The 12898-nt window shown below is 70.1% G+C and carries 13 protein-coding genes; 10 read left to right on the top strand and 3 right to left on the bottom strand.

The annotated features are described in order from the left end of the window. Positions 1–25 precede the first annotated feature (25 nt). On the bottom strand, positions 26–274 hold the full coding sequence (locus tag METY_RS04585) for a DUF3297 family protein (RefSeq protein ID WP_103120207.1): 249 nt from the start codon (positions 272–274) through the stop codon (positions 26–28). A 272-nt stretch (positions 275–546) separates the two neighbouring features. On the opposite strand from METY_RS04585, the gene METY_RS04580 reads away from it, so the two are divergent. From METY_RS04580 to METY_RS04570, 3 genes are all read left to right on the top strand, one after another. Then, positions 547–1740, top strand: a complete 1194-nt coding sequence (locus METY_RS04580) for an extracellular catalytic domain type 1 short-chain-length polyhydroxyalkanoate depolymerase (protein WP_103120206.1) — start codon at positions 547–549, stop codon at positions 1738–1740. A 64-nt stretch (positions 1741–1804) separates the two neighbouring features. Further along, complete coding sequence (locus tag METY_RS04575) at positions 1805–3472, top strand: alpha-amylase family protein (RefSeq protein WP_103120205.1); 1668 nt, start codon at positions 1805–1807, stop codon at positions 3470–3472. A 36-nt stretch (positions 3473–3508) separates the two neighbouring features. Further along, positions 3509–5095, top strand: a complete 1587-nt coding sequence (locus tag METY_RS04570) for an alpha-amylase family glycosyl hydrolase (RefSeq protein ID WP_103120204.1) — start codon at positions 3509–3511, stop codon at positions 5093–5095. A 176-nt stretch (positions 5096–5271) separates the two neighbouring features. Here the strand turns inward: METY_RS04570 and METY_RS04565 are convergent, their stop codons facing one another. Then, on the bottom strand, positions 5272–6276 hold the full coding sequence (locus METY_RS04565) for a WD40 repeat domain-containing protein (RefSeq protein WP_444849066.1): 1005 nt from the start codon (positions 6274–6276) through the stop codon (positions 5272–5274). A gap of 168 nt (positions 6277–6444) precedes the next feature. On the opposite strand from METY_RS04565, the gene METY_RS04560 reads away from it, so the two are divergent. The 5 genes from METY_RS04560 (at position 6445) to METY_RS04545 (ending at position 9821) form a co-directional block, all read left to right on the top strand. Beyond that, on the top strand, positions 6445–6693 hold the full coding sequence (locus METY_RS04560; RefSeq protein WP_103120203.1) for a hypothetical protein: 249 nt from the start codon (positions 6445–6447) through the stop codon (positions 6691–6693). A 329-nt stretch (positions 6694–7022) separates the two neighbouring features. After that, complete coding sequence (locus tag METY_RS20770; protein WP_146035654.1) at positions 7023–7247, top strand: hypothetical protein; 225 nt, start codon at positions 7023–7025, stop codon at positions 7245–7247. Then, positions 7244–7984 carry a metal ABC transporter ATP-binding protein gene (locus tag METY_RS04555; protein WP_103120202.1) on the top strand — a complete coding sequence of 247 codons (741 nt, stop codon included), beginning with the start codon at positions 7244–7246 and terminating at the stop codon, positions 7982–7984. Before METY_RS20770 ends, METY_RS04555 begins: the two co-directional genes overlap by 4 nt. Before the next feature lie 4 nt (positions 7985–7988). Next, positions 7989–8864, top strand: a complete 876-nt coding sequence (locus tag METY_RS04550; protein ID WP_103120201.1) for a metal ABC transporter permease — start codon at positions 7989–7991, stop codon at positions 8862–8864. 33 nt (positions 8865–8897) lie between these two features. Next, positions 8898–9821: a metal ABC transporter solute-binding protein, Zn/Mn family gene (locus tag METY_RS04545; RefSeq protein WP_103120200.1), complete on the top strand. Its 924-nt coding sequence runs from the start codon at positions 8898–8900 to the stop codon at positions 9819–9821. 145 nt (positions 9822–9966) lie between these two features. Here METY_RS04545 and METY_RS04540 read toward each other — a convergent pair whose 3' ends face one another. Then, positions 9967–10437: an SRPBCC family protein gene (locus METY_RS04540; RefSeq protein WP_103120199.1), complete on the bottom strand. Its 471-nt coding sequence runs from the start codon at positions 10435–10437 to the stop codon at positions 9967–9969. 140 nt (positions 10438–10577) lie between these two features. On the opposite strand from METY_RS04540, the gene METY_RS04535 reads away from it, so the two are divergent. Continuing rightward, positions 10578–11558, top strand: coding sequence for a tyrosine recombinase XerC (locus tag METY_RS04535; RefSeq protein ID WP_103120198.1), 981 nt, complete (start codon positions 10578–10580; stop codon positions 11556–11558). 104 nt (positions 11559–11662) lie between these two features. Further along, positions 11663–12805: a CobW family GTP-binding protein gene (locus tag METY_RS04530; RefSeq protein ID WP_103120197.1), complete on the top strand. Its 1143-nt coding sequence runs from the start codon at positions 11663–11665 to the stop codon at positions 12803–12805. Positions 12806–12898 lie beyond the last annotated feature (93 nt).

The raw sequence follows: 12898 nt of genomic DNA, 5'->3' as shown, positions 1-12898 counted from the left end.
GATTCGCGCGGCACGAGACGAGCGGTCAGGCGGGCGTCGGGCCGCGGAAATAGGGCTCGACCTCGCCCTTGAGCTTCAGCGTCATCGGCTTGCCGAACCGGTCGCGCGCGAGGCCGGCGGCGACGCGGATCCAGCCTTCGCTGACCGAGTATTCCTCGACGTTGGTCTTCTCGACGCCCTTGAAGCGGACCCCAACCCCGCGCTCAAGCGCCTCCGCGTCGTAGTACGGGCTGTCGGGATCGGTCGAGAGGCGGGCAGGCGGCGTATCGGCCATCGAGGGCGCTCCGGGGGGGTTGCGAGACGCGGCGGACCATAGGCGCAGCCTTCCGTTGGGCCAAGCCTCGCAGCGCCCCCTTTGCCCGCAGTCGCCGGGCCGAGGGCGGGCGCCCACGCACGGCGACCTTGCGCGGCGCACGCCGCAGCCTCGCCCTAATCGCGGCCCAACAATTCGATGTTGCGTCGCAGCATTGAATTGTGCTTTGCGGCGCCCACGTGATCTAGCGACGACGACATCCCCGCTCGTTGCGCCAAAAGACTGGACGCGCCATGGCCCGCTTCGGCGATCTCGCCTCGGAACTGAACCCGCTCTTGAAGATGTGGTCGCTCGACGGCGGGAGCGCGGGCGCCCGCAGCGAGCCCGGCGACCCGCGGCTGGCGACGGTCGCCGAGTTCGGCGGCAACCCCGGCGACCTCGTCATGAGAAGTTACACGCCGGCCCGGCTGGCGCGCGGATCGGCTCTGGTCGTGGTGCTGCACGGCTGCACCCAGACGGCGGCGAGCTTCGAGCACAGCGCGGCCTGGACCGCCCTCGCCGACGAGCACGGGTTCGCCGTGCTCTACCCTGAGCAGCACAGGGGCAACAACCCGAAGCGCTGCTTCAACTGGTTCAATCCTGAGGACGTCGCCCGGGGCGCCGGCGAAGCGGCCTCCATCCGCGCCATGGTCGAGACCATGGTCGCCGGGCATGGCCTCGACCGCCGCCGGGTGTTCGTCACCGGGCTGTCGGCCGGCGGCGCGATGACCTCCGCGCTGCTTGCAGCCTATCCCGACGTCTTCGCCGGCGGCGCGATCATGGCCGGACTGCCGTGCGGGGCGGCGTCGTCGGTGCCGCAGGCCTTCGAGAGCATGTACAAGGGCGCCTCCAGACCGGCCCGCGAATGGGGCGACGTGGTCCGGGACTCGTCGGACCACCGCGGCCCCTGGCCGAAGGTCAGCGTCTGGCACGGCGGCGCCGACTCGACTGTGGTTCCCTCCAACGGCGACGAGATCGTCAAGCAGTGGCTCGACGTCCATGGCCTCGGCGGCGCCAAGCCGACCGTCGAGCGCAAGGGCGGCCGCACCCGCCGGGTCTGGACCAGCCCGAACGGCGAGGCGGTCGTCGAACAGCACGTCGTCGCCGGCATGAGCCACGGCGTGGCGCTCGACGCCCGGCGCGGCGAGACGCCCGGCCCCTTCATGCTGGACGTCGGAGTGTCGGCCAACCGCGACGTGCTTGCGTTCTGGGGCCTCGCCACAGCGAGCGCCAAGAGCGCGGAGGAGCGCAGCCCTGCCAACGCGCCCGGCGCCGCCGAGCCTCCTCGCCCAACCTCGGCCCACCGGCCGGCCGCCGCGGCATCGACCGCCAAAACCTCCCGCAGCGGTTTCGCCGGCCGCATGGAGCCCGAGCCGCGGCGGAGCGGCCGCATCGACGTGCAGGGCGTCATCGCCAAGGCGCTGAAGGCCGCCGGCCTGATGAAGTGACGCCGCCGGAACGCCCCGTCGCCGACCAGCGTTCACCGCGGGGCAACCGGATGCAGGCGGGCGAATGATCACGGACCTCTGGTACAAGAACGCGATCGTCTATTGTCTCTCGGTCGAGAGCTTCATGGACTCGAACGGAGACGGGGTCGGCGATTTTCCGGGTTTGACGCGCCGGCTGGACTATCTCCACGGCCTTGGCGTCACCGCCGTCTGGCTGATGCCGTTCCAGCCCTCGCCGGGGCGCGACGACGGCTACGACGTCTCCGACTACTACAACGTCGACCCGCGCTACGGGTCGCTTGGCGACTTCGTCGAGTTCACCCACGCCGCGAAGCAGCGCGGTATGCGCGTTCTGATCGACCTCGTGGTCAACCACACCTCCGACCAGCACCCCTGGTTCAAGTCCGCTCGCGCGGACCCGAAGTCGCCGTTCCGCGACTGGTACGTCTGGTCGAAGACCAAGCCGAAGAACGCCGACGAAGGCATGGTCTTCCCCGGGGTGCAGAAGACGACCTGGACCCGGGACGACGAGGCCAAAGCCTATTACTTCCACCGCTTCTACGAGTTCCAGCCCGACCTCAACACCGCCAACCCGGAGGTGCAGGCCGAGATCCTCAAGATCATGGGGTTCTGGATCCAGCTCGGCGTGTCCGGCTTCCGCATGGACGCCGTGCCCTTCGTGATCGCCGAGAAGGGCGCTGACGTGACGAGGCCGAAGGAGCAGTTCGAGATGCTCCGCTCGTTCCGGGAATTCCTGCAATGGCGCAAGGGCGACAGCGTCATCCTCGCCGAAGCCAACGTCCTCCCCGAAGACGACATGAAGTACTTCGGCGACGACGGCGACCGCATGCAGATGATGTTCAACTTCCAGGTCAACCAGCGGCTGTTCTACGCGCTGGCGAGCGCGGACGTCGCGCCGCTGGAGAAGGCCCTCAAGGACACGCGCCCGGGCTACCCCACGGCGCAGTGGGGCTTGTTCCTGCGGAATCACGACGAACTGGACCTCGGCCGTCTGACCGACGAGCAGCGGCAGGCGGCGTTCGACGCCTTCGGACCCGAGAAATCGATGCAGCTCTATGACCGGGGCGTTCGACGGCGGCTCGCCCCGATGCTGAAAGGCGATCGTCGCCGGCTTGAGCTCGCCTACAGCCTGATGTTCGCCCTGCCGGGCACGCCGGTGCTGCGCTACGGCGACGAGATCGCCATGGGCGACGACCTAGACCTCCCCGAACGCTACTGCGCTCGCACCCCGATGCAGTGGGCGAACGAGCAAAACGGCGGGTTCAGCACGGCCGAAAAAACTTATTTGCCGGCTATCTCAGGTGGCGGCTACGGCTATGAGTCAGTCAACGTGGCGCAGCAGCGGCGCGATCCGAACTCGTTCCTGAACTGGCTGGAGCGGATCGTCCGGATGCGCCAGGAGACGCCGGAGATCGGCTGGGGCGACTACCAGATCCTGCGCACGGGCGCGAAGGGCGTGCTCGCCATGCGCTACGACTGGCGTGGCAACGCCGCGGTGTTCCTGCACAACTTCGGCGAGGAAGGCTGCGACGTCGCCTTCCGCAGCGGAGGGATGGAGGGCGAGCCGGACCATCTGGTCAATCTGCTGTCGACCGACCACAGCCGTCCCGGCCCCGACGGCCGCCATCATGTCACGCTCGAGCCCTACGGCTACCGCTGGTACCGCCTCGGCCGGCTGGACGAGACCCAGCGCCGGACCGCCGCGGCGTAGCCTCCGCACTGTGACAACGGTTTCCAGGACCCCTTCATGACCACCGAAACGCCCTGGTGGAAGAGCGCGGTGATCTATCAGGTCTATCCGCGCTCGTTTCAGGACACCAACGGCGACGGGATCGGCGACCTCGAAGGCGTCCGGCGCCGGCTTGGCCATCTCGTGGAGCTTGGCGTCGATGCGCTCTGGATCTCGCCGATCTACCCCTCGCCCATGGCGGACTTCGGCTACGACGTCGCGGACTACTGCGGCGTCGATCCCATCTTCGGGACGCTCGCCGACGTCGATCGCCTGATAGATGAGGCGCACGCGCGGGGCTTGAAGCTCATCCTCGATTTCGTGCCGAACCACAGTTCGGACCGGCACCCATGGTTCGGGGAAAGCCGCTCCGGCCGACACGCGCCCAAGCGCGACTGGTACATCTGGCGCGACCCCGCCCCGGGGGGCGGACCGCCGAACAACTGGGTCAGCAACTTCGGCGGGCCGGCCTGGACCTATGACGAGGCCTCCGGCCAGTACTACCACCACGCCTTCCTGAGCGAGCAGCCCGACCTGAACTGGCGCAACCCGGAGGTGCGCGCCGCAATGATCGACGTGCTGCGGTTCTGGCTCGACCACGGCGTCGACGGCTTCCGCGTCGACGTGTTGTGGCACCTCATCAAGGACCTCGACTTCCGAGACAACCCGCCGAACCCGGACTACGGCCCCGGCATGCCGGACATCGCGCGCGTCCTGCAGGTGCATTCCGCCGACCAGCCCGAGGCGATCCAGGTGACGCGGGAGCTGCGGGCGACGCTCGACGCCTATCCCGGCGACCGGGTGCTGATCGGCGAGCTCTACCTGCCGTTCGAACGGCTGATGGCCTACTACGGGCCGGACCTCACCGGCGCTCAGCTGCCGTTCAACTTCCACCTCATCCTCGCGCCCTGGAACGCGCGCGGCCTCGCCGGGCTGATCGCTGACTACGAGCGGGCGTTGCCTCCTGGCGGCTGGCCGAACTGGGTGCTCGGCAACCACGACCAGAAGCGCGTCGCGAGCCGCGTCGGACCCGCGCAGGCTCGCGTGGCCGCCATGTTGCTGCTGACGCTGAGGGGGACGCCCACGCTCTATTACGGCGACGAGATCGGCCTGATGGACGGCGTGGTTCCGCCCGAGGCGCTGCGCGACCCTTGGGCGCTGCGCGAACCGGGCGTCGGGGGGCGCGACCCCTGCAGGACGCCGATGCCCTGGGACGACGGGCCGAACGCCGGTTTCTCGACGGCGACGCCCTGGCTCCCGCTCGGCGACGGCGCGACCCGCAACGTCGCGGGCGAGGCCGCCGATCCCCGCTCCATGCTCGCGCTGCACCGTCGGCTGCTGGCGCTGCGCCGCGCCACGCCGGCGCTCGCGCTTGGATCCTACGAGGCGGTCGCGGCCGAAGGCGACCTGCTCGCCTACCAACGCCGTGACGGCGAGACTCGCCTTCTGGTCGTGCTGAACCTCGGGCCGCGGCCCGCCACCTTCGAGGCCGGGGCCCCGACCCGCACGTTGATCTCGACCCATCTCGACCGGGAAGGGCCAGAGCCCGCCGGGACGCTGACGCTGCGCTCCGACGAGGGGCTGGTGCTGGCGTTCGAGGGGTAAGACGGCCAAACGGTCAATGAAGACGGCCTCAGCGGCCATCACCGCTTCGTCATTCCCCGGTTTATCCGGGGAATCCAGGCCGGGTCGTCGGGCGCGCTCCATCTCCTGGATGCCCCGGATAAACCGGGGCATGACGTGCTTGGCTTTTCAGCTCGACCGCGATCGTCTGGCGACGCTCATCCCTCGGGCAGCGCCACGATTCCTGCCTTGCCGTCCTCGGTGCCGAAGGCGATGCGGGAGCCGATGCGGTCCCAGCCGAGCGCGGTGATCGGGCCGCCTTCGCCGGGATTGCGGCCGAGGATTTCCGCTCCGTCGGACAGACGAGCGAGCAGGATGCAGCCGTCCTCGTAGCCGAGCGCCACCACCGGGGCCTTGGGGTGCGCTGCGACGCGGGAGACGCGCGCGGGGCGGATGCCCAGCTCCTTCGGGGCCTTGCCCATCGGTCCGTCCTTCGACTGGAACGGCCAGACGACGGCGGCGTCGGCGCCGGCGGAGGCGAGCCATTTGCCGTCCGCCGTCCAGTCCACCGAGCGCACCTTGCCGGGGTAGCCGGTCATGCGCATGTGCGCCCCGTCCGACAGCCGCCAGCCGTGCAGGGCGTTCTCCTGCATGGTCGTGACGACGAACTTGCCGTCGGGCGCGAAGACCACGTCGATGTGGCTGCCCTTCCAAGTCAGCTCTTTCGGGGCGCCTTCGGTGCGCGGAAACCAGAGCGAGACGCCGTTGTAGCGCGCGACCGCGAGCTGGTAGCCCTTCGGCGCGAAGGCGAGGCCGCGGACAGCCGAGGGCGACTCGAAGGTGCGGACGTCGCCCTTGCCGTCGCGGGCGAACACCTTTTTGCCGGCCGACCAGGCGACCGCGCCGTCGGGGCCGATCGCGACCGCGTCGATCCAGCCCTTGGCCTCGCCGACCGGCTCCGGCGTGTCGCCGGCCGCGAACTTCAGTACCTTGCCGTCGTCGCCGCCGGTGACGAGCAGGTTCGGCGCGACCGCCGTCGAGACCACGCCGCCGTCGTGCGCCGGCACGCGCAGCTCGCCCTCGTCGCCCACGAACAGCACCGCGCCGTCGCCGAGCGCGAAGGCCGCCGCGCCGCCCAGAAAGGTCGCGGCGACGACGTAGGCCCCGGCCTCGACCGGCGTCAGCCGGTCGGTCAGCGAGGGGTAGCCGGCGTCGGTGGGCATGGACATGAGGCGCGCGCGTCCGGTGATGATGAGGTTCTGAAGAGCGAGAGGCATACAGGTGCGCCCCCCGGCTTCGCAAGCCGGAGCCCTCTCGACCCGCACGTCGATCATGCTAAAAGGCGCGGGTCCATCGTGCGGCCCGCCGCACCGTCAGTCTGGAGTTCCCCCGTGCCCGACGCCTCCGCCGGTTCGCTCGACGTCAAGCGCGTCGTCACGCTCGCCGGCGCCACGGTGCTGATCGCGACGCAGACCATCGCCGCGGCGGTCGCTGGCGGCTGGGCGATCGCCGGGTTCTTCGGCCTGGGCGAAATCGGCGCCTACGCGCTGGAGGCGGCCGGCCTCGCCGTCGGCGTCTGGATCGTCGTGAAGTTCGTCCGCGCCGCCCTGAAGCAGGAGCCTCTGCGCACGCAGCGCTGAGGATCACCAGCCTCCTACCCTCTCTCAATCAGGACGAGGCGCGGACATCCCTTCTCAAGCGGAGCTTGGGGAGCGTGGCTCGGCGTCAGCCGAGGTCGGGTGGGGTTTGCGCGTAGAGCGCGGCGCCGGCCTTCGGGGCCCATCCTAGCCCCCGCCCGCCCAAGCTGCGCCCGTCCACCCTCTCCCTATCGAGAGAGGCGTGTCCACACTTTTGGTCCTCGGCTTGTTCGTTGAGCGCGCCGAGTTTCGATCTCCGCCAACCTTGCATCGCGAAAACGTTACGATATAACGTTTCTCACAAAGCGCTCCCGCGCCCGACCGAGCTCGGCATGACGTCCACGCACGCCCACGACCACCACGCCCACGATCACGGCTCCCACGACCCCGGCTCCCACGGGCATGGTCACGACCATGCTTTCCCGCGGCACGGCCATGCCCCCCGCGCGCAGGCGCCCGCCGCCTCATTGCTGCGCACATCTGCGCTTGGCCGGATTGGCGGCGTCGCCGCGGCGTTGATCGTGCTATGGGGCGCCGTCGCCTGGGCCCTGGCATGAGCGCGCTCCGGCTCGAGGACGTGACGCTCGGCTACGACCGTCACCCCGCCGTGCACCACCTCGACGGCGCCGTCGCGCCGGGCGCGTTGCTGGCGGTGGTGGGGCCAAACGGCGCGGGCAAGTCCACGCTGCTCAAGGGCCTCGTCGGCGCGATCGAGCCGCTCGGCGGGCGCATCGACCGCGGCGCGCTCGGTCCCCGCGACATAGCTTACCTGCCCCAGGCCGCGGAGCTCGACCGCAGCTTCCCGATCGACGTGTTCGACCTCGTCGCCACAGGCCTCTGGCGCCGCGCCGGCCTGTTCGGCGGCGTCGGCCGCGCCGACCGGGCGCGGGTCGCTGAGGCGATAGCCGGCGTCGGCCTTACCGGGTTCGAGCGCCGCGCCATCGGCACGCTCTCCGGCGGCCAGCTGCAGCGCGCGCTGTTCGCCAGGCTGCTGCTGCAGGACGCCTCCGTCATCCTGCTCGACGAGCCCTTCGCGGCCATCGACGCCAAAACGGTCGAGGACCTTCTGGCGCTGGTCGCGCGCTGGCACTCCGAGCGCCGCACGGTGATCGCGGTGCTGCACGACATCGACATGGTGCGCCGCGCCTTCCCCGAGACGCTGCTGCTCGCCCGCCGCGCCGTGGCCTGGGGGCCGACGACGGAGGCGCTGAAGCCGGAGCGCCTGCTTGAGGCCCGCGCCATGACCGAAGCGTTCGACGACGCCGCCCCGTTCTGCTCCGCGAACGCGGCCTGACGCGATGACCCTCTATGACGCCCTCGTTGGACCCTTCGCCGAGTTCGCCTTCATGCGTCGGGCGCTGGTCGGCGCGCTCGCGCTGTCGCTCGGCGCGGCGCCGATCGGCGTGTTCCTGATGCTGCGGCGCATGAGCCTGACCGGCGACGCCATGGCCCACGCCATCCTCCCGGGCGCCGCGGTCGGCTTCCTCGTGGCCGGGCTGTCGCTGCCGGCGATGACGCTGGGCGGCCTTGTCGCCGGCGTCTCGGTGGCGCTGCTCACCGGCCTCGTCGCCCGCACCACCGTGCTGAAAGAGGACGCGGCGCTCGCCTCGTTCTACCTGCTGTCGCTCGCGCTCGGCGTCACGCTCGTCTCGCTTAAGGGCTCCAACGTCGACCTGCTGCACGTGCTGTTCGGATCGGTGCTGGCGCTCGACGATCAGGCCATGCTGCTGCTGGCGGGCGTCGCCAGCGTCACGCTCGTCGCGCTTGCGCTGATCTACCGGCCGTTGGTGCTGGAATGCGTCGACCCTGGTTTCCTGCGCTCGGTCAGCCGCGCCGGCGGGCCGGTCCACTTCATCTTCCTCGGCCTCGTGGTGCTAAATCTCGTGGCCGGGTTCCAGGCGCTCGGCACCCTGCTCGCCGTCGGCGTCATGATGCTGCCCGCCGCCGCCGCGCGCTTTTGGTCGAACGCGCTGACGCCGATGTTCGCGGTCGCGATCCTGGTCGCGAGCCTCGCGAGCGTCGCCGGCCTCCTCGTCTCCTACCACTTCGACCTGCCGACCGGCCCCGCGATCATCCTGTCGGCCGGCGTCCTTTACCTCGTCTCCGTCGCCGTCGGCTGGTCCGGCGGCGTGCTCTGGCGGCTCGCGCCGCCGCGCCATCACAGGGCGGCCTGACGCCCGAACGAACGTCACCTTCCGGAGGTTTTCATGATGCGGATGCGCTCTCTCCTCGCCGCCGCGGTCACGGCCGCGTTCGTCGTCACGCCGGCCGCCGCCGAGCCGGTCAAGGCGCTCGCGACATTCTCGATCCTCGGCGACCTGGTGCGTCAGGTCGGCGGCGACCGCGTCACGGTCGAGACGCTCGTCGGGCCGGACGGCGACGCCCACGTGTTCTCGCCCGCCCCCGCCGACGCCAAGAAGGCGGCGGACGCCGCCGTAATCTTCGAGAACGGCCTGGGTCTCGAAGGCTGGATCGACCGCCTCGCGAAATCTTCTGGAGCCAAGGGAACGGTTGTGATCGCCTCCAAGGGCGTCACGGCGCAGAAGATGGAGGACGAGGAGGACGGCCATGGCCATGGCCACGACCACGGGCACGGCCACGAGGTCACCGACCCGCACGCCTGGCAGTCGGTCCCCAACGCCAAGCTCTACGTGGCGAACATCCGCGACGCGCTGATCGCGGCCGACCCCGAGGGCAAGACGGCCTACGAGACGAACGCGGCCGCCTATCTGGCGACGCTCGACGCGCTCGACGCCGAAATCCGCGCGGGCCTCGCCAAGATCCCTGCCGAGCGCCGCAAGATCATCACCTCGCACGACGCCTTCGGCTACTACGCCAAGGCCTACGGCGTGGAGATCATCTCGCCGCAGGGCGTCTCGACCGAAGCGGAGGCCTCCGCCAAGGACGTCGCGAAGATCATCCGTCAGATCAAGACGGAGAAGATCCCGGCGGTGTTCGTTGAGAACATCACCGATAAGCGGCTGGTCGAACGCATCGCCAAGGAGACCGGCGCCGTGGTGGGAGGCACGCTCTACTCCGACGCGTTGTCGGGCCCGAACGGCCCCGCGGGAACTTACGTCGACATGATGCGCTCGAACCTGCGTGAGCTGACGGCGGCGCTGTCGAGCTGAGATCGGGCGACAAGCGCCGCCGTCGTCCTCCGGCTTGACCGGAGGACCCATTTCCGACGTCGAGGGCGACGTTCGGCGTGGATGGTCCGGTCAAGCCGGACCATGACGGCCCGGGTAGGCTTGAGCCGACGGGGGCGAGGCCCCCTCACAGCGTCTTCGCCAGCGCCTCAAGCTGGTCCGCGACCTGCCCCCACCCCTCGCGGAACCCCATCGCCTCGTGGGCGGCCTTGTCCTCGGCCGTCCAGTGGCGGGCGACGGCGGTGTAGCGGGTCTTGCCGGCTTCGTCCGCGAAAGTGAGAATCCCAACGAAGAACGGCTTCTCCGACGGTTTCCACGCCTCGGTGAAGGCGTCGGTGAAGACGATCTTCTCGTTCGGAACCGCGTCGAGATAGACGCCGGACATCGGCATGTCCTCGCCGTCCGGCGAGCGCATGGTGATGCGGTTCGAGCCGCCGGGGCGCACGTCGAGCTCGGCGTGCGGCGTGGTGTAGGGCAGCGGCGCGAAGAATTGCTTCAAGAGCTCCGGCTCGGTCCAGCAGCGGTAGAGCGCGCTTCGCGGCGCGTCGAGCAGACGGGTCAGGACAAGGTCGCGGTTCGGATCGATGGCGTCGGTCATGGCGTCTGCTCCCGGTGAAGATTTCGCTCCGCTTGCGAGGACGGCCGGGACGCCGCCGTCCCGACACGTCCGTCGCGCAAAATGTCCGACCGGGCGCCCGGCCCGGAAAAACTTAACCCCTCCCGACCATCCTGACGGCCATGACATCCCCCGCCATCCAGACCCTCGACGACCTGCTGCTGCCCGTGGCCCCGGACCTGCGCCAGGCCTTCGCGGAGTGGCTGCGGCATCTCGCGACCGAGCGGCGGCTGTCGTCCAAGACGGTCGAGGCCTACGGGCGCGACGTCCGCATCTTTCTCACCTTCCTGCAGGGCCATCTCGGCGGGCCGGCCTCGCTCGATGACCTGATCGCGCTGACGCCCCGCGACCTCCGCGCCTTCCTCGCCGCCCGGCGAGCGAAGGGGCTCGTCAGCCGCTCGCTGATGCGGGCGCTGGCGTCGAGCCGCTCGCTCGCGCGCTTCCTCGCCCGCACAGGCCGCGGCGAGGCGTCGGCGTTCGCGGCGGTGCGGTCCCCGAAGATTGCGCGCAGCCTGCCGAAGCCCGTCTCCCCCGCCGCGGCCCGGGCGCTCGCCGACGCCGACACTCGCGCGGGCGAGGAGCGCGAGGGCTGGGTGCTCGCCCGCGACGCAGCGGTGATCGCGCTGCTCTACGGCTGCGGCTTGCGCATCTCCGAGGCGCTGTCGCTCACGCGGGCGCAGGCGCCGGTCGAGGGCGTCGACCGCATCGAGGTCACCGGCAAGGGCGGCAAGACCCGCCAGCTGCCGGTCATTGCCGCGGTGCAGACCTCTATCGCGGCCTATCTCAAGGACTGCCCCTGGACGCTGGCGCCCTCCGGCCCGCTGTTCGTGGGCGCTAAGGGCGGCCCTTTGAACCCGCGCATCGTGCAGGCGGCGGTGGCGCGCATGCGCGGGGCGCTGGGCCTGCCCGACAGCGCGACGCCGCACGCGCTGCGCCATTCCTTCGCGACCCATCTGCTGGCGCGCGGCGGCGACCTAAGGACGATCCAGGAGCTGCTCGGCCACGCCAGCCTCTCGACGACGCAGATCTACACCGAAGTCGACGCCGCCCGCCTCGTCGCCGTGCACCAGCAGTTTCACCCCCGGGCCCGCGCGCGGGCCTGACGCCGTCACGCCCCGTGACGCCAGCGCCCGGCGTCGCTATATCAGGCGCGACCATCCCATCCCGAAGCGGCCCATCTCTGGCCGCGCCCGCCCCCGGAGGCTCCATGTCGCTCGCGGCCGCATCCGACAAGACGCCCGTCACCGTGCTCACCGGCTATCTCGGCGCCGGCAAGACGACCCTGCTCAACCGCATCCTCTCGGAGCCGCACGGCAAGCGCTACGCCGTCATCGTCAACGAGTTCGGCGAGATCGGCATCGACAACGACCTCGTGGTCGGCGCCGACGAGGAAGTGTTCGAAATGAACAACGGGTGCATCTGCTGCACCGTGCGCGGCGACCTGATCCGCATCCTCGAAGGCCTGATGAAGCGCAAGGGGAAGTTCGACGCGATCATCGTCGAGACCACCGGCCTCGCCGACCCCGCCCCCGTCGCGCAGACCTTCTTCATTGACGAGGAGGTCGGCCGGAAGGCCCGGCTCGACGCCGTCGTCACCGTCGCCGACGCCAAGTGGCTGACGGATCGCCTCAAGGACGCGCCGGAGGCGAAGAACCAGATCGCCTTCGCCGACGTGATCCTGCTCAACAAGACCGACCTCGTCACCAAGGACGAGCTGGAGGAGGTCGAGGCCCGCATCCGCGGCATCAACCCCTACGCCCGCGTCATCCGCACGGTGAAGAGCGCCGTCGCGCTGGACGAGGTGCTGGACAAAGGCGCGTTCGACCTCGACCGCATCCTCGCGCTGGAGCCGGCGTTCCTCGAGGCCGACGACCACGACCACAGTCATCATGACCACGCCCATGGCCACGCGCACGACCACCACGAGCATGGACCGGACTGCGGCTGCGGCCACGATCACGGGCACGGCCACGGCCACGAGGACCACGGCCACGCGCACAAGGATCATGGCCACGGCGAGCATTCGCACGGCGGCCTGAAGCACTACCACGACGAGACCATGCAATCGGTCGCGCTGGAGATCCCCGGCGAGGTCGATCCCAACAAGTTCATGCCCTGGGTCAACGCGCTGGCGCAGTCCGACGGCCAGAACTTCCTGCGCTGGAAGGGCATTCTCGCGTTCAAGGGCGAGGATCGCCGCTTCGTGTTCCAGGGCGTGCACATGATCCTCGACGGCGACCTGCAGCGCGAGTGGAAGGCCGACGAGGCCCGCCGCTCCAAGCTGGTCTTCATCGGCAAGGAGCTCGACGAGGCCAAGCTGCGCGAGGGCTTCGAAGCCTGCGCGGCTTGAGCTGATCGCGCCCGTCTCACGAGTCATGCCCGGCAAGGGCATGACTCCGCTTCGGTCAAGCGCGTGCTTCGAGACGCGCCTTCGGCGCTCCTC

This window comes from Methylopila sp. Yamaguchi (genome assembly GCF_002897035.1).
Lineage (GTDB): Bacteria > Pseudomonadota > Alphaproteobacteria > Rhizobiales > Methylopilaceae > Methylopila.
Note: the sequence above shows the minus strand (reverse complement) of the source record. Positions and strands in the feature narration are given on the sequence as shown.

Coding starts and splice junctions, on each gene's coding strand:
- METY_RS04585 (WP_103120207.1), bottom strand. CDS start 274: ATGGCCGATACGCCGCCTGCCCGCCTCTCGACCGATCCCGACAGCCCG.
- METY_RS04580 (WP_103120206.1), top strand. CDS start 547: ATGGCCCGCTTCGGCGATCTCGCCTCGGAACTGAACCCGCTCTTGAAG.
- METY_RS04575 (WP_103120205.1), top strand. CDS start 1,805: ATGATCACGGACCTCTGGTACAAGAACGCGATCGTCTATTGTCTCTCG.
- METY_RS04570 (WP_103120204.1), top strand. CDS start 3,509: ATGACCACCGAAACGCCCTGGTGGAAGAGCGCGGTGATCTATCAGGTC.
- METY_RS04565 (WP_444849066.1), bottom strand. CDS start 6,276: ATGCCCACCGACGCCGGCTACCCCTCGCTGACCGACCGGCTGACGCCG.
- METY_RS20770 (WP_146035654.1), top strand. CDS start 7,023: ATGACGTCCACGCACGCCCACGACCACCACGCCCACGATCACGGCTCC.
- METY_RS04555 (WP_103120202.1), top strand. CDS start 7,244: ATGAGCGCGCTCCGGCTCGAGGACGTGACGCTCGGCTACGACCGTCAC.
- METY_RS04550 (WP_103120201.1), top strand. CDS start 7,989: ATGACCCTCTATGACGCCCTCGTTGGACCCTTCGCCGAGTTCGCCTTC.
- METY_RS04545 (WP_103120200.1), top strand. CDS start 8,898: ATGATGCGGATGCGCTCTCTCCTCGCCGCCGCGGTCACGGCCGCGTTC.
- METY_RS04540 (WP_103120199.1), bottom strand. CDS start 10,437: ATGACCGACGCCATCGATCCGAACCGCGACCTTGTCCTGACCCGTCTG.
- METY_RS04535 (WP_103120198.1), top strand. CDS start 10,578: ATGACATCCCCCGCCATCCAGACCCTCGACGACCTGCTGCTGCCCGTG.
- METY_RS04530 (WP_103120197.1), top strand. CDS start 11,663: ATGTCGCTCGCGGCCGCATCCGACAAGACGCCCGTCACCGTGCTCACC.